The sequence below is a fragment of the Acidovorax cavernicola genome (genome assembly GCF_003581445.1).
Window position 1 is genome coordinate 14,850 of record NZ_QXMN01000033.1, and the last position, 23,182, is coordinate 38,031.

Annotated in this window: 18 protein-coding genes; 8 read left to right on the forward strand and 10 right to left on the reverse strand. The window is 64.0% G+C overall.

The annotated features are described in order from the left end of the window. The first annotated feature begins 491 nt into the window (after positions 1-491). From D3H34_RS22480 to D3H34_RS22495, 4 genes are all read left to right on the forward strand, one after another. Positions 492-1,826, forward strand: a complete 1,335-nt coding sequence (locus D3H34_RS22480; protein WP_167481256.1) for a DNA replication complex GINS family protein — start codon at positions 492-494, stop codon at positions 1,824-1,826. Continuing rightward, entirely contained in the window at positions 1,823-2,623 is an 801-nt protein-coding gene (locus D3H34_RS22485; protein WP_119556466.1) for a hypothetical protein, read from the forward strand. The genes D3H34_RS22480 and D3H34_RS22485 overlap by 4 nt, the downstream gene beginning before the upstream one ends. Then, positions 2,620-7,536: a coiled-coil domain-containing protein gene (locus D3H34_RS22490; RefSeq protein ID WP_119556467.1), complete on the forward strand. Its 4,917-nt coding sequence runs from the start codon at positions 2,620-2,622 to the stop codon at positions 7,534-7,536. Before D3H34_RS22485 ends, D3H34_RS22490 begins: the two co-directional genes overlap by 4 nt. Before the next feature lie 128 nt (positions 7,537-7,664). Further along, complete coding sequence (locus D3H34_RS22495) at positions 7,665-8,678, forward strand: hypothetical protein (RefSeq protein ID WP_147400469.1); 1,014 nt, start codon at positions 7,665-7,667, stop codon at positions 8,676-8,678. A gap of 339 nt (positions 8,679-9,017) precedes the next feature. Here D3H34_RS22495 and D3H34_RS22500 read toward each other — a convergent pair whose 3' ends face one another. The 3 genes from D3H34_RS22500 to D3H34_RS22510 all read right to left on the reverse strand — a co-directional run bounded on the left by D3H34_RS22500 (position 9,018) and on the right by D3H34_RS22510 (position 10,577). Further along, complete coding sequence (locus tag D3H34_RS22500) at positions 9,018-9,257, reverse strand: hypothetical protein (protein ID WP_119556469.1); 240 nt, start codon at positions 9,255-9,257, stop codon at positions 9,018-9,020. A gap of 288 nt (positions 9,258-9,545) precedes the next feature. After that, entirely contained in the window at positions 9,546-9,734 is a 189-nt protein-coding gene (locus D3H34_RS22505) for a hypothetical protein (RefSeq protein WP_119556470.1), read from the reverse strand. Between the two features lie 99 nt (positions 9,735-9,833). After that, complete coding sequence (locus D3H34_RS22510; RefSeq protein WP_119556471.1) at positions 9,834-10,577, reverse strand: hypothetical protein; 744 nt, start codon at positions 10,575-10,577, stop codon at positions 9,834-9,836. A 115-nt stretch (positions 10,578-10,692) separates the two neighbouring features. Between D3H34_RS22510 and D3H34_RS22515 the strand changes: the two genes are divergently transcribed. Both D3H34_RS22515 and D3H34_RS22520 read left to right on the forward strand, forming a co-directional pair. Beyond that, positions 10,693-10,929: a hypothetical protein gene (locus D3H34_RS22515; protein ID WP_147400470.1), complete on the forward strand. Its 237-nt coding sequence runs from the start codon at positions 10,693-10,695 to the stop codon at positions 10,927-10,929. Between the two features lie 502 nt (positions 10,930-11,431). Then, the gene (locus D3H34_RS22520; protein ID WP_119556473.1) at positions 11,432-12,505 is read left to right on the forward strand and encodes an IS1595 family transposase; all 1,074 of its coding nucleotides are present in this window, start codon (positions 11,432-11,434) and stop codon (positions 12,503-12,505) included. Here D3H34_RS22520 and D3H34_RS34010 read toward each other — a convergent pair. From D3H34_RS34010 to D3H34_RS22550, 7 genes are all read right to left on the reverse strand, one after another. Then, positions 12,475-12,999 carry a hypothetical protein gene (locus D3H34_RS34010; RefSeq protein WP_147400471.1) on the reverse strand — a complete coding sequence of 175 codons (525 nt, stop codon included), beginning with the start codon at positions 12,997-12,999 and terminating at the stop codon, positions 12,475-12,477. The genes D3H34_RS22520 and D3H34_RS34010 overlap by 31 nt on opposite strands. Before the next feature lie 121 nt (positions 13,000-13,120). Next, positions 13,121-13,996 carry a LytR/AlgR family response regulator transcription factor gene (locus tag D3H34_RS22525; RefSeq protein WP_434057707.1) on the reverse strand — a complete coding sequence of 292 codons (876 nt, stop codon included), beginning with the start codon at positions 13,994-13,996 and terminating at the stop codon, positions 13,121-13,123. A 2-nt stretch (positions 13,997-13,998) separates the two neighbouring features. Further along, complete coding sequence (locus D3H34_RS22530; RefSeq protein ID WP_119556474.1) at positions 13,999-15,072, reverse strand: sensor histidine kinase; 1,074 nt, start codon at positions 15,070-15,072, stop codon at positions 13,999-14,001. Then, entirely contained in the window at positions 15,069-15,368 is a 300-nt protein-coding gene (locus D3H34_RS22535) for a 2TM domain-containing protein (RefSeq protein ID WP_119556475.1), read from the reverse strand. The genes D3H34_RS22530 and D3H34_RS22535 overlap by 4 nt, the downstream gene beginning before the upstream one ends. A gap of 24 nt (positions 15,369-15,392) precedes the next feature. Beyond that, positions 15,393-15,983 carry a protein-S-isoprenylcysteine O-methyltransferase gene (locus D3H34_RS22540; protein WP_119556476.1) on the reverse strand — a complete coding sequence of 197 codons (591 nt, stop codon included), beginning with the start codon at positions 15,981-15,983 and terminating at the stop codon, positions 15,393-15,395. 19 nt (positions 15,984-16,002) lie between these two features. Next, a complete protein-coding gene (locus tag D3H34_RS22545; RefSeq protein ID WP_119556477.1) occupies positions 16,003-16,947 on the reverse strand; it encodes a sterol desaturase family protein in 945 nt (314 codons plus the stop codon). A 48-nt stretch (positions 16,948-16,995) separates the two neighbouring features. Then, complete coding sequence (locus tag D3H34_RS22550; protein WP_119556478.1) at positions 16,996-17,517, reverse strand: DUF6622 family protein; 522 nt, start codon at positions 17,515-17,517, stop codon at positions 16,996-16,998. 303 nt (positions 17,518-17,820) lie between these two features. Here D3H34_RS22550 and D3H34_RS22555 point away from each other — a divergent pair, with 303 nt between their 5' ends. Together D3H34_RS22555 and D3H34_RS22560 are read left to right on the forward strand one after the other, a co-directional pair. Then, positions 17,821-19,509 carry an efflux RND transporter periplasmic adaptor subunit gene (locus tag D3H34_RS22555; RefSeq protein WP_119556479.1) on the forward strand — a complete coding sequence of 563 codons (1,689 nt, stop codon included), beginning with the start codon at positions 17,821-17,823 and terminating at the stop codon, positions 19,507-19,509. Beyond that, the gene (locus D3H34_RS22560; protein WP_119556480.1) at positions 19,506-22,628 is read left to right on the forward strand and encodes an efflux RND transporter permease subunit; all 3,123 of its coding nucleotides are present in this window, start codon (positions 19,506-19,508) and stop codon (positions 22,626-22,628) included. Before D3H34_RS22555 ends, D3H34_RS22560 begins: the two co-directional genes overlap by 4 nt. Positions 22,629-23,182 lie beyond the last annotated feature (554 nt).

A 23,182-nucleotide genomic window follows, 5' to 3' on the forward strand; every position in this document is an offset into this window, starting at 1 on the left:
TGGAAGCACGGTTGCGACGTCCGGCGTCTTGGCTGGAACCGTGCAAAAAGAGTCGCCAAGTACTCAAAATGCCGAACAAGTACGGCGGAGCCTCGCCAATTCGATTCAGCAACCAATCCATTACGCGCTGCCGCAACGGAATCCACCAATCCCCATGATCGGCGATTGACTTCATCTCAGAAGTTATCTCTTTATTGCGACACCCATTTTTTGTTCTTGACCATCAGGTGATGATCGAAAGAGACCCCGTTGCCTCCTGATGAGGCAATCCGTCGTAGAGCCCGACCGAGGTTTGGCGTGACGGGTGGTCGGCACGCAGCGCTACCCAGACAAGGCCGTGGAAAACGGGGCAGCTGTATCGGTCGTTGGGTCAAGGGGAGCGATGACAAGAGATGGACCCAAATTCGCCCCCTTGATGTACAACAGGTGGTCTACTGCCCGCCAAAGCCATCCTCGTCTCTTGCATGCCAAGCACAGATCTCGCGCCGCTGTTGAAGCTGTCCACCCGATTGCTGGACCTGCACGATTCCAGGAGAGGCAGTGGCGAGTCGCCGCAGTACCAGACAGAGGACCGCCCCGGTCTCGGCGACGGGCGCTACATTGCGCTGGCGGAGGCTGTGCTCGACGTACTGCAAAAGCTGGATGCCCGAACCGGCGACGAGTTTTCGTCCTTGCAGACCATCCAGCAAGGCGTGTGTGAACATGTGGAATGGGCCGAGGACATCGACATCGAGTACGTACTGAACGTGCTCTCGCGCCCGTCGGAGCTGAAGCTGCTGCATTCGCCGCAGGAGGGGCCGGCCTACGTCATCGGTGACAAGGAAACCAACCTGGTGGAGAAGGCTGCCCACGTCGTGGAGTATCGACTTTCCCGCCTGGGCAAGCTGGCGCTGGTGATCGCATCGGACCACATGGACATTGCCTACATCGAGGGCGACATCACGAAGCTGATCCGTGCCATCCAGGCCGCGCGCCTGAGCCCGGCGCTGGGGTTCGTCGAACGGTTGTTGCAGCAGCTGCGCAGCGAGCAGCTCAAGCTCGTGGCGCTGATCGAGAAAACGGCAGGTGGTCGGCGAGCGCGCGAGGAGACCCTTTCCCAGATGGAGTTGCACCGCGAGACGATGCGACGCACGGTGAATCTGGTGCAAGAGGCCAGCTTCGCCGTCGACGAACTCGTCCGCAAGGAAGTGGAGACCGCAGACGATGTGCCCGTCGGGTTGATCCGCGCCAAGGTCAAGGAGCTCGCCGGCGGGGTTGTGCGCTACGGTCGGGAGCTGACCCGGCTGGCGGAATTGTCGATGGTCGGCAAGCCCTCGACGGTGCAAGCGCCTGACTTCGCGGGACTGGCACGCCAGTGGGTGAAAACGCCGCCTGAGCCCTCGCAGATCGCAAGAGTGTTGGAGATGCTGGGCCCAGGCCGTGCCCCCCGATTGGCCCCGATGGGCTCGGACTTCGCGGGAATCGTCAAGGTACGGGCCGCCGAGGAAGCGCAGGCTGACAGCCTGCAACTCGAGGGCTTCGACGTCCCCGCCGAGGACCAGTTCACCGACTGGCTGCAGAAGAACCTCTCATACCTCGAAAGCCAGCTGCACAAAGGCGTGACGCTGGGCGAAGCGCTGCGCGCGGGTCTTGGCCATGACGGCGACGCCCACACGCTTAACAGCCTCGTGACGGCGCTGACCGCGGCCGAAGACTGGGTCAAGGCGCCGGTCGAGGGCGAGCTCGCGCGGGAGCTGGAGCGCTTCGATTTGCCGGGCCTGCAGGTGATGTTCTCCAGCTTGAAATTGCAGATGGCGAGCGACGATGCCGCCGGAAAGGGCCGATGACACCGTACGACATGGGGCGCATCAGCGCATTCCTCATTGCGCATCGCAAACTGGAGGATCGCGTCGACAAGCGAGGCATGCGGCGCGACGAGAAGGACCTTGCCGCGATTCTGAGGGAGGCATCAGTCGACGAGTTGCGCGACCTCGAGGACTTGATGAGTGGCCAGGGCTTCGTCTTCGTACAGTTGAATAGCTTCGACGTGGAGGGCATCGGTCCGGGCTCACGCGTGTACCTGGCCGCGCGTCGCGCTGACATGCCCTCCTGCCTTGTGGACAGCAGCCATGTGGTCGAACGGATGGGCCTGGGCCAGCGCCCGAATGCCGCGAAGATCTGGTTCACGCAGATCTGGCTGCTCCACCTGGACCTCATCTATACGCAGCTCGATCGCAGCCCCTTGGAGCGGGGTCGGTGGATCAATGCGTCCTTCACGCGGGAGATGCTGCAGGACGCCCTGAGCACGCACATCAACGACCATGTGCGCAAGCTCAACGCCGTCGAGCTTGCCAACAGCGAGGTGTACGAGGTCCTGTGCGCGGAAAAAGGAGCGGATGTCTCGCGCTACGTCAGGCGCTTCCTGGAGATCATGTGCGAGGGCGGGCTGCTTGAAGAGCGCGCGGAGGGAGCCTTCCGGCAGACCTTGCTGTCCGCGGTCGAGATGAAAGAAAACTTTGACCGGTCGCTGGCGCCACTCATGTTGGCGCGCGAGCAATCCGGCCAGAGCTCGAGCATGGCGCAGCTGGCTGGCCCCTTGCTCACCGCCGCGCAGGCAATCGCATCGGATGGAGGGGAACAATGAGCCTGATCTCGCGCGTTGAGGTGTCGAACTACCTCACCGAAGGCATCAACATGCATCGCCGCTCGGCGGACTGGAAGCCAATGCTCACGGGCATCACCCTGCGCATGGACGGCGGCAAGTCCGCGCTGGTGAACATCACCAATGGCGGAGGCAAGACCTCGCTGGTGGAGATCCTGCTGTACCTGCTCAGCCGCGACGCCAGGCTGCTCAAGAAGATTCGCGAGAAGGTCGCCCCCAGGAACCGGGGGTACACCCATGCACGCATCGAATTCAGGACACCTCCCGAGGACACCTACTCGGCCCCCAGTCTTCTGGAGATCGACCCGCTGAACCTCCCCGGCGAAACGCATGTGGTGGGCGTCGCGCTCAACGACGACATCAATGACCCGCCGATCTTCTACTCGTACAGCGGGACGCTGGAAGACTCACCGTGCTACCTCTATGACGGCAAGAGCATCACGCCCGTGGCGGACGGCCAGTTCGTGGCCGCAACCAAGGCCCTGCGCGGATGCAAGTGGAACCGGTTTGCCAACCGCATGGATTGGGAAGACCACATCCGCCTGTTCCTGCCGATAGAGGTGATCCGCCGCAACGTGGTGTACCAGCTCAAGGGCTCGGACGACCAGAACGCCAGCTTTTTCGATTTCAAGCCCAGGGGCGGTGAGTCCTATGACAGCGCCTTTTTTCGATCGGTGGTCGCGCCCGACCTCGTGAGTAACCTGTTGAGCTCCTTCGCCGAGGAGGACGAGTCGGCCGTGGAGGACACGCTGCTCAAGAGCCTGACGCAGATTGTGAGGGCCGACAAGGAAATCCTGATCAAGGAGACCCGGCTGGCGGTGCGAGAAAAAGGCATCGACGACCTGCAGCCCATCCTCGCTGCCGGCAGGCACGCGCAACAGCAGCAGCGCCAGCGCGATGCCCTGCTCAGGGAACTGCGCAGCGACATCGCCTTCCTGCGGCACTTCGGGTTGCAAGACACCCGTCATACCCTCCCAGGCCTGCCCCGCAGCCTGCCTCGGATGGGCGAACAGGATCCACGCATCCTGACCGCGCTCAAAGGCATGGTCATCAGCCGCGACGAGGGGATTCTGTTGCTGGACAAGACACTGAGCGATCTGAGTGCCGTAGAGGTCCGCATCCTCTCAGAGGTGGCCGATCGGAAGCAGATCCCCTCGTTCTCGGCAAGAACGCAAGTCATTGATTTTGCTTGCGATTTCGAAAATCTAACCAGCGGGAGCACCAAGGGCGGGCACTATCGCAAGGGGTATCCGAAGGACTCGGCACTTCGATTGCCCGAGTTTTTGGTGAGCAGGGCTGGGGCCCGGACAGCTGGCCTGAAGGAAGTTTTGCTCCAAGCCTTCACCATCGCGCAAGCGCAGATCGACACCAACCCTGCTTCGCGCCAGGTACGCGCGCTGGAAACCGCGAGACTGCGGCTGCTGGGCGAAGCCAGACAAGGGGAGGAGGCCAAATCCAAACTGGCGGGCGAAGTGGAGCAGCTCAAGCTGCAGGTCAAAGATCGCGCAGACAACCAGGGCGCCTGGGAAGACTTCGTGAAGATCGCATTGCAGCTCCCCGAAGCTATGCGCACCGATCCCGAGGGGGCCAGAACCTGGCTGGGCGAACAGCTCGATGCGCTTCAAGCGCAAGCGACCAGTCGAAACACGCGCCGTGGCGAGTTGAACGCCGTCTGGGCTGACCATGTGGCCGTGCTCGAATTCCACGGCCTGGAAGGCCTGCAGGGAGCCCGGGATCGTTTCGAGGCTCTACAGGCAAGGCACGAGCACATCCAGTCGGAGGCCAAGCGCATCGTGCCGGCGCTGGGGCAAGCAAGCAAGACAGCCAGCACACGGCAGCGGGCCGTCCAACCTTTGGTGGACAAGTCCAATGCCGCGCAGCGCAAGCTGGACGCCTTCGAGCGGCTCGCTGCCGGGGTGCAGCGTTTCGCAACGGTGTTCGGTGCGGTAGATCCGGCCGGGGTCGATCCAGCGCGCGACCTGGTTCTGGCGGACAAGGCGGTGGCCAGATCGCAAGGGGGCCTCAAGGGCTTGACCGATGAGCAGGACATTCTGCGGCGGCTCAAAGCCCAGTGCGCCACCCTGGAAACCATCTTCGACGCGAACGTGGATCCCCTGACGTACGACCCGGTCAAGCGGCACGCAGATACATCCGACGAACTGTCGACGGTGCGCCAGGAGCTGGTGGCGCTGCTGCCGCAAAAGGAAGCGATCGACCTGTTCGAGGACAGATTCCCTCAGGTAATGCCCCAGGCCTGGATTGACGATGCCGAAGGCAGACGTGCCGACTTGGAGCATGAGTTGCAGCAGCAGGTGGCACTGCAGACGAATCTCGCGAAGGAGCACGAGGCCATCGAGCAGATGCGCTCGGTGGAGGACGGCAGCTTCGCGGCGGCGTGGTCGATTCTTGGCGGGGCATCCCTGAAGGCCCAGCGTCTGCATCAGGTGCTGATGGCCGCCGGCTTGCCGCAGCAGGCTTGCAACGACGCCATGAGCGCCATGTCGGGCATGCTTTCCGCGCCGGTGTTCGACACCATCGACGAACTGAAGATCGCGGCTGGCCTGCTGGAGGCCGGCTCGGCATCCGTCCCGTTGATTCTCAAGGACGAACTGTTCAGGGCTCTGTCCGAAGGGGTCACGAGCAATGAACAGATCCGGATGCTGGGCTTTATCGGCGGGCCCACTTCCCGCCGCGTACGCATCCTGCTCGATGCCCAGTTCGCCCGCGCCGAACTGCAGCGGGTGGCGCAAGAGCTGCTCGCCTGCCAGGGCGCCATCGCGCAGACCCGGGTGGCTTTGTCGGAAGTTGTCCCCGACAGCGAGGACTACAAGCTGGCGCTCAGCGCCAAGGCCGCGCTGGCAGCCGGCGCGGGACAGCGATACGAGGCGCGCACGAAGGAGGCTGAACAACTCGCAGCGCAGGTAACGCGTTTGAAGACGCAGATTCAGCCCCAGTCGCTGGAAGTGCTGCGTGCAGCCAAGGAGTTTCTGCAGCGTGGCGGCCGACCTCGGCTCGACGAGCTCGGCGAGCAGATACCCGGGAAGGAAGCGGAGCTCGCGCAGACCACCGAGGCGCAAACGATCGCGAAGGAGCGTGCGTCGCATGAGAACCTGAAGGCGCGCGATGACGCGATGGAACACCACAGGCTGGGCGGCGACCGCACCCGCCTTCAAGCTCAGCGCGACCACGAGCAGGCGTGCGAGGCGGTCAAGATAGCGCAGGCCCAGGTCGAAGAGGCGCAGGCTGCGCTCGAAGACCTTACCAGGCAGCAGCAACAGCTCCAGGAGGTTCAGGGCGAGCATGACCAGGATGGTGGAGAGCAGGCCCGAGTCCGCTACGAGCGTGTGCTTGAGTTCGCGCAGAACACCACGGACCTGCAGTTTATGCAGAACTTCGAGGCGCAAAGCAAGGAGATCACGCGAGCGACCGATCGCCTGGCGACGGCGCTCAGGGTCAATTTCGTGCGGGCGGCAGCGTTCCGCGCCCATCACGGCAAGAGCGACCAAGGCCTGCTCGATGAGATCGGGCAAAAGGAACAAGCCGCGCAAGAGCTCGATGTCAGCATCGCAAGCGCACGACAGGAGGCGCAGCGCATTGCCGACGCGGACATCCCCAGCTGGCAGCGGCTGGCCAGGTCGATCCATGAGCTGGCGTACGAGGTGGGCAGCAGAGTCGCACGCACCAAGGAAGCAGCGGCACATGCTCAGGACTTGGAAGAGGGGGCGGCGGTGCCAGAGGTGCATGCCAGCTACCGGGAGGCCATGGCCGTGCTGGCAACCCTGTCCAATCCCTCCCTGCAGTCGCACGGGGCCGTGGTGGAGCGAGTCGACGCTCTGGCGCAGACCATCCAGGCGATGAACCTGCAAGAGGACCTCCAACGGCACAAGGAGGTTTCGAACAGTCTGCTGGCGGCGCAGCACCAGTACAGGAATCTGAACACCTCTTTCTGCGAGACCGCACGGCTGGCCATCGAGTCGCGCGACGCGCCGTTCAACTCGCTGGAGATCGAGGAGATATCCAGGGCAACGCCCGACAGCATCGAGGGGTTGGGAACGCTCTTCGAGCAGCTGCAAGCCAGCCTGACGAAGGAGCGTGACGAGGCCCAGCAAGCCAAGAACATCGCCAGCCAGACTGCGCAAGACACCCTATCGCAGCTGGCGGGCTTGATCGAAAGCGCGACAGACAACCTGAAAACCTTGAACAAGGTCATGGCCGGCTATCCGCACGGCCGATTCTTCTTCGAGACCCAGGTCACGGGGAAGGCGGGCGTGCAGAACATCCTCGACGAACTAAAGGAGGATGTGGAGAAGGCCCTGCGCGAGCAGGATGGCCGATCGCGAGGCATGCGCCGCGGTAGCGACACGCAGCTGAAGGCGATGCTGCGGGACAAGCTCATCGAATGCGTCTTCACCAGCACCGAGGTGCAGTTCGTCAATGGCGGCATCTGGGGCGGCCGGAAGAGCCACGTTTCAGAAAAGCTCTCCACGGGACAGAAGATCGCACTGGAGTTCATGTGGATCGTGCGGCAGGCCGAATACGAGATCGAACGCGGCCTGCTGGAGATGACAAGCAAACAGGCGGCCAGGTCGCGGGCCAAGGCCAATCGGGTAATCCTGATCGACGGGATCTTCAGCACGCTGTCCGATCGCCGCATCATCAAGGAAGCCCTCAACGGACTGCGTGACCTAGGTGGCAATTTCCAGATCATCGGGTTCCTGCATTCGCCGACCTGGAACAACGATTTCACTGTGTTCCCGGTCTACCACGTTGGCAAGAAACTGGTGAATCGCGAGGGAGATGGTCTGGTGTCCTTCCGCGAACGCGGTCGGGAACCCGGCACAGTCGGCTTCCTGAGTGCGATCACGCAGCCGTTGACGAGCGAAAGCGTCACGTGAGCGAAGCGTTCCTGCAGGAGGAAACTACACAAGTGCTTTCCACGCTACGCCGGATGGCAGGGGAAAGCGGGAGGCTACGCACGTCATCCGCTATCGCGAAGCTGTGCACCAAGCTAGGTCTACCCCGCGTGAGCATCAATGAGGCGCTTCGGGAGCTGTATCGCTGTGGATTGGTGACCTACCAACCTGACGCACAGCAACTACCAGTATCGGGATTCCTTGGAGTCCAAGCGGCCGCCGTGGTGCTTGCGTCGCACGAGATCGCGTGGCAACAAGCGCTGGAGGCCGCTCATATGGAGCCGGGTGCCGCTGCGATCCTTGCGCAGCTGGCGCCGGCGCTCGCGGACCTTGGAGCTTCGGATATGCTGGTGCTGGCCCGCGCTCTGAAGGCACTTCGAGGCAGGCCCGCTGAGGCCACTGACGATGCGGGCTTCAACGTGAGCGCTCGTCACCTGATGGGAAGCTCCAAAGTGCTGTCCAGGCTCTCCCGCCCAATGCTTGATGCGCTGGACCTCCCCTTGCGTCTTCATGCACCGTCGCCTAGGTACATCCTCTGTGCGGGCCCTTCAGAGCCCGCCGCCACTCTGCTGATCGAAAACCCCCGCGCCTTTGAAAACGCAATCCGCAGCGGTCTGAGCGTTACGGTGGCCATTGTGTGCACCTTCGGGTTCGGGCTGTCGTACTTGGGAAGCGAGCTGTGGGCAGACGATGGGGTCTCGCAGCATGATCGCCCGATCCTGATCGTGCGCGACGGCACACCGCCGCCGTTGCGTCAGCTTCTGGCGGCCGAGAAGGTGTTCCTCTGGGCGGATCTGGATCTGGCCGCCATGAATATATTTCGCTCGCTCAAAGGGGCTATTCCGCAGTTGCGCATGAGCGCGATCTACGAGGAGATGGTGCCGATGGTTTTGGATCCTGCGCGGTCGCATCCGTATGCTGTGCTGTTTGACAAGAGCGGTCAGCTCTCGCGGTACCCGCACGACAGCGCCGCGCCGTCGCCTTTCGACGACGAGGACTTGGCAATGCTTCAAGCCGCGTGCTCTGCTCGTGCAGGGGACCAGGAAGCCGTCGAAGAATGCAGCATCCTACGATTGGGAGCGCAGTCTTTGGGCGTGAACCGACGCGGTCTGGCAGAGATGTGAATCGCCCCGGCTTCCCTAGACACCTCTGAGCCTCAATCCTGAGGCCCAATAGGAGGTGCCATGAGTAAGCAGAGATACCCAGAAGAATTCAAGACCGGGCGGTCAAGCAGATCACCGAGCGCGGACACAAGGTCTCAAAGGCCGGCGTATGCAGGGACGATGATGCTCCCGGACTTTGCCATGAAAAAACCGCCCGAAGGCGGTTCTTTCTTCCCAAGCCGCAGCCAACTGAATGACGCCACGAAGGAGGAGTGGTGGGCCCAATTATAGGCACGTCAGCCCCTGCAAACAGCGCCTCTCCGACCAGGCCAGAGGGCGAAAACGCGCCGCCCGCGGGCTTTAGATGGTGCCGGCGACTGTCAACCTCGCCAAGCCGAGCTCTGGGGGGCCGGCACGAACTTCCACAAGGCCCTGCTGTTCAGCCCATTCAAGGGTGTTTGCCAGCACGGGGCCGGTGTTCGTTGTCAGGCCGCGCCTGTACGCGTGGCTGACCAAGGTCTTGATTCGCACCCACCTGGTGCTGTCCCCGTCTGCGATGTCCAGAATGTCGGCACGGATGGCCTGCCATTGATCGTCCATAAATTTCTCCAGTTTTCGAGCCCTTGCGAGCACTGCTCGGCGAGCAGCGGATGAAATTAGTGTTCGCAGTGGGAAATCGAGAAAAATGGGGTTACCGATACGGCAGATGCGATTTTTCTTTTCAAAGTGCCGCCGACATCAACGGCTCCCCTCATGTGGAGGTAGCCATCTGCAAGCAGGGGGAAAGGCCCGAGTGCGGTCAGCGCGCGGGCGAGCCTCGTGGATCGCAAGGTGCAGCGCTGCAGATGCTTAGTTGCGACTTGACCAGAAGAAGTGCCCAACTTGCAATCAGGTGAGGTCGGGTTTGCTGAAGCGCTCGCGTCGCCCGTCCGGATATTCCTTGAAGACGACCCCATCAACAACGACTGCCTTCGGCAGCCTCAGCCGAGCCCTTGTCTCGGCGATCTTCTTGAAGCGGGCGCTCAACCGCTGCTTGAATTCGGCGGAGGTAGTCAACTCAAGCAGCGATTTCGTCATGAGGACAAGCCCGGGATGCCGACAATATTTGGCATCAAAGTCTACACCCGTCGAAGAATTCAAAATCCACGATGTATGTCATGCAATCGCGGGCACTACTCAGGCAGCCTGACTTTGTGCTTCTCGCTGCTCCACAAGCCATGAGGGCAGGATCGGCTTGGCAGATTCAACCTGCGCCTGGAGCAGTGACCCGGCATCCGAGCGATCAGCGACCGTCCCACTGTTCAAGCAGTGGTTCAGTAGGTCTAGATAAGTCTCAGTGGCTTGAGCCCATGGGAGACGCTGTGTCAACGCAAGGTTGATGGTGCTGTCGAGCATGCTGCTCACAGATTCGGTGACCCTGAAGTTAGTTGAGCCTTTGGCTTCCTTGTAGAGCGCAAACAGCAGGCTCAGGCCGTCATACCAGGCAAGACCAGTTAGCGCCGCTTCAAGACTTACGTTGAAAACGCTGGGTTCATCAACCTGCTTACTTCCAAATAGGTACTCCCTCACTTCAAGCCAGTCGAGCCGAACCAGTCCATACAACTGGAGCAACTCTTCAACGTTCTGCGTGCATTGGGCCTGCGGCGTCTTGTCGTCTCTCACCAGCGTCCAAAAAGGCGCTTCATACAGGCTCCGAGTTCCGGGGATGTTCAACTCAACCCGATGAAGCACGTCGCTGCGTGGCGGCTTGGCATTCCGTTCGATGAAGTCGAACTCTTTTCGACGATCCGCCGAGGAGGCTCCAGGTTCTGACGAGAACATTTGGTCCAGCTCGTAGTTACTCGCCCCTCCGGTTTCCCTGCGCACTTCGCCGAGCCAAAGCTCCACCCGCAAATAGTCGAGCCAGTCTTTCTTTTTCATGAGCTAACCAAAAAAAGATTGTTTGTCTAGGTATCGATGATGCCTTCACCAGAACCTAGATTTTCAAAGTGCGCCTATAGAGGATCGACGCTCCAGTCAATCCAGGCGAAATGAAATGAATGCAGAAAGCACCTCGGCCGCGCAACGGCGCAGGGAAATGCTTGAGTTGTACGGCCCTATGGTCCGAGCTCGCGCCCTTGTTGCGGCGCTCGGCTTCAAGACGTACGCCGCCTTCTATAAAGCTAGGCGCGAAGAGAAGCTCCCGGTCAAGGTCTTCGACTTGGAAGGCCGCCGCGGGCCTTTCGCCCGCACAACCGACATCGCCGATTGGCTGGAGTCAATGAGCGAATAACTCCCTGCCCATCAACCACACAACACCAGGAGGACCTCCCTACAGCACGACCACATTGAGCATGCACTGCATCAAGTGCAGGTGATCGAAAAACACAAAAGCCGCCAACTCCCTAGGGAATTGACGGCCTTGTGCGGGATTAATGCTTGGACGGCGATTTATCTTGCGCAAATTGTGTGTCATGTCCCGTGCTCCGTCAACCCCTTGGCGGCATGCGGCGGGGCCTCGTTCGCCTGCGTCTTGCGCCCGCCGAGGCGTACCGAGTTCCGTAACGACACACATGCCCCACCATCTACACCGGAATGCGCCTGCACGCAGCCCTAGCGCCGCGCACGTTCACTCAGATTCTGTCGATCAAGGCCCTTGCTCCTCGAGAGGCGGCCATGACTACTTGAGCACAACGGCGATGCCGTCAGGCAGCAGGATTAATCAGCGTCGCTCGGCCGGCCTGCGTCGACATCGCTGACGTTCAGGATCTCGTCTCAATTTCCGCCGTTCACGGATGGCTGGACACTTCCTACTCTCGAAGGAAGCGAGGAACCTCGGCCTCGATGACGTTGCACGCCTGTCGGAAGACGACGCACAGGCGCTATTTATGAAACACCGCTGGGGACGGTACGGAGAAGGGAAGCAGGTCTGCCCCGCCTGCGGCAGCATCGACAGTCACTACGTCATACGTGGGCGGCGTCAATGGCGCTGCAAGGCCGCCGGATGTGGCCGCACGTTCTCGGTGACGACGGGCACCAAGTTCCAGGATCACAAGATACCGCTGAGAAAAATCTTCCAGGCACTGTGGATTTATGTCACCGAGGTGAAGGGGGTGGCTGCAAGCAAGGTGGCGCGCCAAGTTGGTATTGCCTATCAAACCGCGTTTACTCTCTTGCATAAGTTTCGAGAAGGCCTGCTCGACGAACGAAACCTAGCTCCACTCGAAAGACATGTAGAGATCGACGGAGGGCATTTTTCAGGCCGAATTCGCAAGCCGCGCAAAAAGAAAAAAGCCACCGCAATGCCTGCCCGAGCCAAGCAAGGCAAGACTTGGTACGCAACACATCCGAATCGACGCATCGTCATGGTATTGCGGCAAATCTCCCCGATCAAAGGGCAAGGGGCGATCCGCACCATCGTTGAAGTGGTTCCGGCTGAGACCGAAATCCACGCTACACCCTTGGCGCAGCGATACATCAAGGAGGGCTCAATAGTTCATACGGATGAAAGCAATGCTTTCAGCAGGTTGAGCGTCCGATACGAGCACTTCACTGTCAATCACAGCATTGAGTTTTCGACGGATGAAGGTGTGAACGAAAACCAGGCCGAGAGCTTTTTTGCACGCGCCAGACGCTTGGTATGGGGTGCCATTCATCGCATGACACCGAAGTACATGCTCGACTATATGAACGAGATCGCGTGGCGTGAAGATGTTCGTCGAAAAGATACGACTACGCAGATGGGGTTGCTTCTCGACGCAGTACTTAACAATGGTCGATCACGATGGTGGCGTGGTTACTGGCAAGGTCATCACCGGCCAAGCGAATTGATGTTTGGTCAGGGCGCAATATCCAAATCTTCGGATTGATCGAGGACCAGAGACCAACTGCCCGTGGCACTCCCCGTTGCCCCGATGTGATGCCGTCGCACCAGCCCTTCATTGCACAGCACCTTGAGACGAGTGCGAACTCGAATGTTCATTGCCGCTGCCCCATATTGGCCTAAGTCGACGCCGACTTCGCGAGCGAAGAACTGCGCAACCTCTTCGGTGTGAATCGCTCGTCCTTTCGCATCCTTTAGACAGCGGATGACCACCTTGGTCATCTGCCCGTGAGGCACAAGTCGCTTGCTTCTGGGCTGAACACCGGCGATGCTTGAAGGATCAACTTTCACTTCGTGAAAGGGAATGACAGCATCGATCGCGGCAAGCTCGCTCTCGATAACAGCCATTTGCTGCGTGAGCTTGCTTTGAAGTTTCAGAAGCTGGTCAAGGCGTCCTTGATGAACTGCGCGTGTTCTGATTAACCACGCCATCGAGGAGGGGGTACGACGAAGGTTCGTATAGTCACGGTTTTTTGGCATCCCTCAAGGGTTTCATTTCCCCTGAGAGAGGTCTTGTGCAACAGCTAGATAACTCCGGACTGAATGAAAAAAGCCGGCCCCGAAAAGGCCGGCTTTTTGCTGCGCGCTCGGTGCGCAGATTTCACATGGCGCGAAACAGATGGGCGTAGAGCCGGCTGACCGGGATCTTCTCGGCCCGCCCGCGCAGCGCGAGGTGCAGCTTGCCGGCTTCGTCGCGGTGCACCGCCTCGATGGCCGCGCTGCGCACCACCACGGCGCGGTGCACCTGCCAGAAGGCGTCGGGGTCGAGCTGGGGCAGCAGCTGCTTGAGGGGCGTGCGGATCAGGTATTCCTGCGTCGCAGTGAGCACGCGCAGGTATTTGTCGGCCGCCTCGAAGTACAGCACCTCGTCGATGGGCACCATGCGCACGGTGGCGCCGCCGGCATCGCTGGCGGCGATCATGCGCAGCGGCGCTGCAGGTGTTGATGACGGGGCTCCACCCGAGCCGCCGGCAGCGCCGAGCACTTGGCGCCACTGGGCGAGGGTGCGCTCCAGCGCCTCGTCGGCCGAGGCCGTCGAAGGCGAGGGCGAGGGCGCCACGGCCGCCAGCGCCTGCCGCAGCCGCGCCACGGTCTTGCGCAGGCGCTCGGGCTGCACGGGCTTGAGCACGTAGTCGATGGCTTCGGCCTCGAAGGCGCGCGCGGCGTACTCGTCGTAGGCGGTCACGAACACCAGCTGCGGCATCGGCGCCTCGTCGGCGGGCCAGCTGTCGGCCAACTCGGCGGCGGCGGCGAGGCCGTCGAGACCGGGCATGCGGATGTCGAAAAACAGCACCTGCGGCAGCAGCCGCAGCGCCTCGCGCACGGCGCTGCGGCCGTCGCGGGGCGTGGCGACGACCTGCAGCTCGGGCCAGGCGGTGGCCAGTTCAGCCTGCAGGGCCTGGGCCAGCAGGGGTTCGTCTTCGGCAATGAGGGCGGTGAGTGCGGTCGTGGGCATCGTCTGGTCGTTGGGAGGCATGTTCAGGCAAGCAGGGGCAGGTTCAGGGTGACGCACGTTCCGTGGTCGCCCGCCAGCGCGGGGCCCAGGCGCACGCGGCCTTGCTCGCCATACACGGTGGCCAGCCGCTCACGGACCTGCTCGAGTCCGAAACCGCCGCCTTCCGAAGCTGGTTGTCGCGTCGCATCGAGGCCGACACCGGTGTCGTTCACCTCGATGACCAGCTGGCCGGCCTCCCGGCGCGCGCGCACGGTGATCTCGCCGCCTTCGACCTGGGGCTCCAGCCCGTGGCGGATGCTGTTCTCGACCAGCGGCTGCAGCAGCAGCGGCGGCACCGGCACGTCGCGCAGGCCGTCGGGCAGGTCGAGCGTGTAGCGCAGGCGTTCGCCCATGCGCACCGACATCAGTTCAAGGTAGTTGCCCAGCCGGTCGAACTCGGCCGACAGCGGATGCGACAGCGCGCGCGAGCCGCTGAGCGTCATGCGCAGGTAGCCGTTGAGGTGGTCGAGCATGGCCACGGCGCGCGGTGGGTCGACGGTGATCAGCGCGCGCAGGTTGGCCAGCGTGTTGAAGAGCATGTGCGGCTCGAGCTGGGTCTCGAGCAGCTTGAGGCGGGCTTCGGCGGCGTTGCGCCGTTCGGCCTCGATCTGGCCCAGCAGGTGCTTGCTCTTGCCCAGGCTGTAGAAGAAATAGCACATGCCGACGGTGGCCGTCAGCGTGATGACGATCGTGGAGGCGACCCGGTGCCCCGCGAAGGTGGTGAAGTCGAGCAGCGGCTGGTCGAGCACGGCATCCCCGATGGCGTTGCCGCCCAGGAAGCCCAGGGTGACGCCCAGCGCGACCAGCACGAAGCCCCAGGGGCCGTGCGGCCAGAGCACGTCCTTGTTGCCGCTGATGAAGAGGCGGCCGGTGTCGATGACCAGCCAGCTGATCGTGCCGATCGACAGCGAATACACCATCTGCGAGCGCCAGCTGCCCATGCCCGAGACGGCCAGCGCCGCCGCGATGACGCAGCAGAACGCGACCGTGATCAGGCCATGCTGCAGCATGTGCCGGATGTTCTCGGCGCGGAAGCGCGAGCGCGCTTCCAGGGTCATCGGCGTTCCTCTGCGCCCAGGGTACGACGCTCATGCGCCACCAGCCGGTCGTAGAAGCCGCCGCCGGGCGCCAGGAACCAGACCACCGCGCCATGGATCAGCAGGCCCAGCCCCCAGCCCATGAGCGGATAGACCGCCCAGTTGTGGCCGCGCGAAGCGGCCAGCCCGACCAGGCCGAGGTTGACGATCACATAGACGAAGGCGTGGATGTACCAGCCCATCTTGGCGCCGGCGCGGCGGCGGGCGAGCTTTTCGAGGTCGGCGGGGGAACGGTTCGAGGAGGTGGAAGAGGTCATGACGGTTCTCCTTGGCTGGATGGGTCAGGGGGTGGTGGCGCGCGGCAGGATGCCGCCGGTGCGCCGCATGTAGTCGCGGTATTCGTCGCCGAAGGACTCGAGCATCATTCGCTCCTCGTTCGGCGTACGGACGATGTAGAGCAGGCTGATGGCCAGCAGCGCGGCCCCGCCGGCGATCCAGTTGCTCAGCAGCAGGGCCTGGCCGATCGCCATGGCGAAGAACGACGCATACATCGGATGCCGGATGCGGCGATAGACGCCCTGCGTGACGAGGCGGTGGTCTTGGTTGAGTTCCAGCGTGACGGACCAGCTGGCGCCCAGGTCGGCATGCGACCGCCAGAACAACCACAGCGCACCGGCCATCACCACCGTGCCGACCCAGGTCAGGGCCTCGGGCCGCGTGTAGTTGGCGGCGTCGAGCCACGGCGTCAGCAGCAGGAGGGCGGGCAGCCCCATCTGGCAGAGGCCCACGATCACGATCAGCAGGCGGTCGCGCGCGTCGGCCCGGCTGTGCGCCTTGGCGCCGGACGCGCCGTGGCGCTGGAAGGCGGCGCGGATCACCATGTAGGCGACGGTGCCGGCGGCAAAGATCAGATGAGAGGGTTGAAGGTTCACAGGTGTCTTTCGGTCAAGCTCAGTTGCGCTCGATGCCCAGGCCGGCAACGAGCGGGGTGTTGGCTGGCTTGGGCGCGGTCAGTGCCGCACGCTGGCGTAGCTCTTCGGTCGTCTCGCCCGGCCCGTCCGGGTGCCAACCCGGCGGCTTGACGAGATAGCCAATGAAGGCGCGCAGCGAGCGCGCCGAGCGCAGGTCGCGCAGCAGGGCGCGCCACTGGCTGAATTCGATCTCGAACAGGTTGTACGAGGTGATCGGTTTTACCAGCCCGTAGCGGCAGGGCAGGTCGGCGCGCTCGGGGATGTAGGTGCCGAAGAGGCGGTCGAACACGATCAGCACGCCGCCGTAGTTGCCGTCCAGGTACTCCAGGTTCGAGGCGTGATGCACGCGGTGGGCCGAGGGCGTGTTGAGCACCCATTCGAGCGGGCCGAGCTTCGGAATCCAGGTCGCGTGAATCCAGAACTGGTAGAGCAGGTTCAGCGTGAGCATCAGCAGGATGATCCGCGGCGGCATGCCCAGGAGCGGCGCCAGCAGGAAGAAGGCCAGCGTGCCGGTGAGCTTGCCGGTCCAGCCGAAGCGGTAGGCGGCCGACAGGTTGAGCTCGTTCGGCGAGTGGTGCACGCTGTGGGTGCACCAGAACCAGCGCACGCGGTGCGCGGCGCGGTGGTACCAGTAGTAGCAGAACTCCTGGCCGATGAAGCAGGCGAGCCAGCCGGTCCAGTGGTCCATCGGCAGCGTGAAGAGCCGGTGGGCGTAAAGCCAGTCCATGGTGCCGAGCCAGAAGGCCAGCGGGAGCAGCCAGCGCAGCGGGTATTCGCGCACCAGGAAGTCGAACACCGAAATGCCGGCCGCCTTCCAGTCGTAACTGCGCCAGCCGTTGCGCCACGACAGCACGAGTGCTTCGGCCAACGATGCGAGCAGCACCACCGTGACGGAAATCTTGAGGATCAACACAAGCACGGTCATGGCGGTTCCTGTCGGCGAAGAAGGGGCGGGCTGGGCTCGGGCGGAATCTTAGGCTGCGCGGGCGCCGCTGACCATCGCACCCGTCGACGCAGCCAGGCGCCACAGGCGAAGGGCACGTGCCGCGAAGATGCCGCTGAAGGCGCCGTACAGCGCGGGCACGCCCAGGGCGAAGGCGGCCTGGCGGCTCAGCTCCGGGTGCATGGCCAGCGACACGCCCACCACGTATTTGGTGAAGAAGATGCCCATCATGAGCATCAGCGGCACGGCGGTGCCGGCCACCTGGAACTGGCGCGCCGCCGGGTCGTAGCGGGTGGTAGCAGGCAGGGGAAGGCGCAGTACCAGCGTGGCCAGCAGCGCCGCGGCCACGCCCCAGCCGGCCAGCGCGCCGAAGGACTCGCCGAAGGCCGAGATCACCCCGTAGACCGACAGGCCGACCATCGCGACCGGCATCACCATGACGCGGTTCAGGCCGATGCGATTGGCCACGAGTTGCCGGCCGCCGAGCCAGGCCAGCAGGACGAACACGGCGAACACCCACTTCGGGGTGTGAAGAAGGATCTGCATCAGCATGGGAGGCTCCGTTGGGTTGGAAGGCAAAGGGGGAGGGGAAGGGGAATCGATGGAGCGGACTGTGCCGATGCCCCCGGCTCTCCGCCACGGCCATGCGACGAAATGCGGGTGGGCGGCGCGAAGTGCGGGTCGACGGTGTGAACGGTGGCGCGAATGGCGGCCCCGAAGCGGCCGGGGCACCGTGCAAACGGAAGCTTTACCGTCGCTTTACGGCACGGAAAACTGCGGGAGTGATATTTCGCGCTGTACTCTAGGCCGCCTCCCTTCAGGCTGCTCTTTCGCATCCCTTCGCACGCACCGCCCATGGATTCCCAAACGCCCCCCGAGCCCCTGCCACCCGTCGTGTCGCCGACCCATCCTCCGGCGCGCCGGCGCCGCTGGGTCGGGAGCCTGCTGGCCCTGCTGCTTCTGGTGGCGCTGGGAGGCGGTGCCTGGTACCTGGTCCAGCGTTCCAAGGCGCCGGCGCCCGGTGCCGGTGGGCCGGGCGCCGGCGGGGGCCGGCCCGGCGGTGGCGGACCGGGTGGACGGGCGGGCGGCGGAGGCCCGGCCTCCAGCACCGTCGGCACCGCCGTCGCGCGGCAGGCCGACATCCCCGTGCAACTCGAAGCGCTGGGCACGGTCACGCCGCTGGCCAACGTGACCGTGCAGCCACAGGTGTCGGGTGTGCTCACGGCCGTGCTCTTCAAGGAAGGCCAGATGGTCAAGAAGGGCGACGTGCTCGCCACCATCGACCCGCAACCCTTCGAGAACGCCTTGGCCCAGGCGGCCGGCGCGCGTCAGCGCGACGAGGCGCAGCTGGCCGCGGCGCGCGTCACACTGCAGCGCTACCAGACGCTGCTCGGTCAAGACTCGATCGCCCGCCAGGATGTCGACACCCAGGCCGCGCTGGTCAAGCAGCTCGAAGGCACGGTGGCCATCGACCGCGCCAACGAGAACACCGCGAAGCTCAACCTGACCTGGAGCCGCATCACCGCGCCGGTGAGCGGGCGCATCGGCCTGCGGCCGGTGGACGCGGGCAACTACATCTCGACCGGCAGCACCGGCGGCGTGGCCACCATCACGCAGATGGCGCCCATCGACGTCGAGTTCGCCATTCCGCAAGACCGCGTGCCCGAGGTGCAGGAGCGCCTGGGCCAGGGCGCCACGCTCGCCACCACCGCCTTCGACCGCACGCGCACGCGCCGGCTGGCCGACGGCAGTTTCTCCACGCTCGACAACATGGTCGACACGCAGACCGGCACCGTGAAGGCCAAGGCGCGCTTCACCAATGCCGACGGCGCGCTGTTCCCGAACCAGTTCGTCAACCTGCGGCTGCTGCTGCGCACCGTGAGCAGCGCAGTGGTGGTGCCGGTCACGGCGCTGCGCTACGGCCCGAACGGCGACTACGTGTACGTGGTGACCGCCGAGAGCACCGCCTCGCAGCGGCCGGTGACGCGCGGCGAATCGAGCGTCGATTTCGCCTCGATCACCAAGGGCCTGCAGGCCGGCGAAACCGTGGTCACCGAAGGCGGCGACCGCCTGAAGGATGGCGCGCGCGTGCAGACCACGGTCGACCGGCCCGCCGGTGCGGCCTCCGGGGCAGCTGGGTCGGGCGGAAAGCGCGGACGCCGGCAGGAAGGCGGCGCAGGGGCTGGTGGCGCAGGTGGCGCGCAGGGCGGCGGTGCCCGACCGGCGGCACCGGCCGAGGCGGGCGCACCGGCGGCGCAACCACAGCAGGCACCGCAACCAGCGACATCGCCCGCACCCGCCGGCGCTGCCGCGCCGGCGCCGGCGGCCGCAGCCACGACCGCCAAGCTTCCTACCGCCGAGCAGCGCCAGCGCATGCTCGATTCGGCCAAGGACGATCCCGAACAGCTCGAACGCCGCAAGCGTTTCCTCGAAGCGCTCGACCGCGGCGAACCGGCCGCGCTGGAGCGCTGGCAGCGCATGGCCGAGCGCGGCGGCGGCGGTGGTGGTGGCGAACGCGGCGGTGAGGGACGGCGCAGCCCATGAGCCCGTCGCGTCCGTTCATCCTGCGGCCGGTCGCCACCTCGCTGCTGATGCTGGCCATCGTGCTGGCCGGCCTGGTGGCGTTCCGCTTCCTGCCGCTGTCGGCGCTGCCGCAGGTCGACTACCCGACCATCCAGGTGCAGACGCTCTACCCCGGGGCCAGCCCCGAGGTCATGAGCAACACCGTCACCGCGCCGCTGGAACGCCAGTTCGGCCAGATGTCGGGGCTGGACCGCATGAGCTCGACCAGCGCGGCGGGCGTGTCGATCATCACGCTGCAGTTCTCGCTGGGCCAGACGCTCGACGTCGCCGAGCAGGAAGTGCAGGCCGCCATCAACGCCGGCGGCTCGTTGTTGCCGGCCGACCTGCCCGCGCCGCCGGTGTATGCCAAGGTCAACCCGGCCGACGCGCCGGTGCTCACGCTGGCCATCACCTCCGACACGCTGCCACTCACCGAGGTGCAGAACCTCGTCAACACCCGGCTCGCGCAGAAGATCAGCCAGGTCTCGGGCGTGGGCCTCGTGTCGCTCAGTGGCGGGCAGCGCCCGGCCGTGCGCATCCAGGCCAACACGCAGGCGCTGGCGGCCAACGGCATCGGGCTGGATTCGCTGCGCACCGCGATCAGCGCGGCCAACTCCAACGGCGCCAAGGGCAGCTTCGACGGCCCCAAGCGCGCCTACACCATCAATTCGAACGACCAGCTGCTCACGGTCGACGACTACAAAAACCTCATCGTCAGCTACAAGAACGGCGCGCCGATCCGCATGGTCGACGTGGCGCGCGTGGTCAACAGCGCCGAGAACACCCAGCTCGGCGCCTGGGCCGGACGCAAGGTCGACGGGCAGGTGCAGCTCACGCCCGCCATCATCCTGAACGTGCAGCGCCAGCCCGGCGCCAACGTGATCGCCACTGTCAACGCCATCAAGAAGCAGCTGCCAGAGCTGCAGGCCGGCATGCCCGCGGGCCTGCAGATCGAGGTGCTGAGCGACCGCACCGCCGGCATCCGCTCATCGGTGCAGCACGTCGAGATGGAACTCGTGCTCGCCGTGGTGCTGGTGGTGCTCGTGATCTTCGCCTTCCTGGGCAGCCTGCGCGCCACCGTCATCGCGAGCATCGCGGTGCCGATCTCGCTGATCGGCAGCTTCGGCCTGATGTACCTCTTGGGCTACAGCCTGAACAACCTGAGCCTGATGGCGCTGACCATCGCCACCGGCTTCGTGGTGGACGACGCGATCGTCATGATCGAGAACATCGCGCGCTACATCGAGGAGGGCGAGAAACCGCTGCAGGCCGCGTTCAAGGGCGCGACGCAGATCGGTTTCACCATCATCTCGCTGACCGTGTCGCTCATCGCGGTGCTGATCCCGCTGCTGTTCATGGGCGACGTGGTGGGCCGCCTGTTCCGCGAGTTCGCCGTGACGCTGGCGATCACCATCCTGATCTCGGGCGTGGTGTCGCTTACGCTGGTGCCGATGATGTCGGCGCGCTGGCTCAAGCATGAGCCGAAGAAGGATCCCTCGGGCACCGGCTTCGGCGCGCGCGCCCAGCGCTTCTTCGACGGCGTGATGGTGCGCTACGACCGCTCGCTGCACTGGGTCATCGCGCACCAGCCGCTCACGCTGCTGGTGGCGCTGCTCACCATGGTGCTGACCGTGCTGCTGTACCTCACGATCCCGAAGGGCCTGTTCCCCACGCAGGACACCGGCCAGCTCCAGGCCCGCGTGCAGGCCGCGCAGGACGTGTCCTTCGACCGCATGGCACAGCTGCAGCAGCAGGCCGCGCGCGCGATCCTTGAAGACCCCGACGTCGAGAACCTCAGCTCCTTCGTGGGCGTCGACGCCGCCAACAACACCATGCTGCACACCGGCAGCATGCTCATCAACCTGACGAAGAGCCACGACAACCAGCAGGAGGTGATGGACCGCCTGCGCGACCGCGTGCGTCAGGTGGCCGGCCTCACGCTGTACCTGCAACCCACGCAGGACCTGACCATCGACGCCGAGACCGGACCCACCGAGTACCGCGTGTCGCTCGAAGGCGTGAACAGCGCGCTCGTCACCGAGTGGATGCAGAAGCTGGTCGCGAAGCTGCAGGAGTCGGACAAGGTGCGCAACGTCAGCAGCGATGCCGGCGCGCAGGGCCTGGCCGCGTACGTGAACGTGAACCGCGACACGGCCTCGCGGCTGTCGATCACCGCGAGTTCGGTGGACGACGCGCTGTACAGCGCCTTCGGCCAGCGCATCGTCTCGACCATCTTCACCGAGACCAACCAGTACCGCGTGATTCTCGAGGCGCAGCCTGGCATGGTGAACACGCCGCAGACGCTGGGACAGCTGAACCTCATTGCGGGGTCTGGTACTGCGACGCCGCTGTCGGCCTTCGCGGACATCAGCGAGCGGCAGGCGCCGCTGCAGATCACGCACGTGGCGCAGTATCCGGCGAGCACGCTGAACTTCGATACGGCGCCGGGGGTGTCGTTGGGTGGATCTGTTGCGGCGATTCGCGCGGCGGCGAAGGAGATCGGGTTGCCGAGCAGTGTGACGATGACTTTTCTTGGGGCCTCGGGGGCCTACGAGAAGTCGTTGTCCAACCAGCTGTGGTTGATCCTGGCGGCGGTGGTGTGCGTGTACATCGTGCTGGGGGTGCTGTACGAGAGCTATGTGCATCCGCTGACGATCTTGTCTACCTTGCCTTCTGCCGGGGTAGGGGCTTTGCTGGCCTTGATGCTGACTGGCAACGACCTGGGGGTGATCGGGATCATCGGGATCATCCTGCTGATCGGCATCGTGAAGAAGAACGCGATCATGATGATCGACTTTGCGATCGATGCTGAGAGGACTCAGGGGAAGTCGCCTCGGGATGCGATTCATCAGGCTGCGTTGCTGCGGTTTCGTCCGATCTTGATGACGACGCTTGCTGCCTTGTTTGCTGCTGTGCCGTTGATGTTGAGTTTTGGGGATGGGGCGGAGTTGCGGCGTCCTCTCGGACTGGCGATTTTTGGTGGGCTGATCGTCAGTCAGCTGCTGACTTTGTTTACTACGCCTGTTATTTATTTGGCGTTTGATCGGTTGGGTGGGGGGAGTGCTCGGCGTTCTGCCGAGCTTGAGGAGGAAGCGGTTTGATCTGTTTCTTCTCCTGCTGTTCTTTTGCTTCCCGAGGCCGGGTCTCGCCCCGGCGGGCGACCTACTTTTCTTTGCTTCGCCAAAGAAAAGTAGGCAAAAGAAAGGCGACCCCACTGTCTGCGACCCTTCGCTGCGCTGCGGGCAACCTGCGGTGCTCACGTTTCGCGGGGTCTCGCAGAACTCGCTTCGCTCAAACAGCTGCGATCCCTGATCCGCGAAACGCTGCGCTCCTCGGCGCAGCCAGAGGGGAGGGGCCGGGGACGGCCCATCGCTGCGCTCGGGCCGGTAGGGCCATCGCGTTGCTCGGCCCTGGATTCTGGGGTGAGGGTGCCGGGCCGAGCGCAGCGAAGGCCCGTGCGGAGTTGGAAGCCGAGCGAAGCGATGGCGAGTTCGGTTCTCCCATCCCTTCTGGCTGCGCCGAGGAGCGCAGCGTTTCGCGGATCAGGGCTCGCCCTTGTTTGAGCGAAGCGAGTTTGGGCGAGACCCCGCGAGACGCGAGCACCGCAGGTTGCCCGCAGCGAAGCGGAGGGACGCAGACAGCAGGGTCGCCTTTT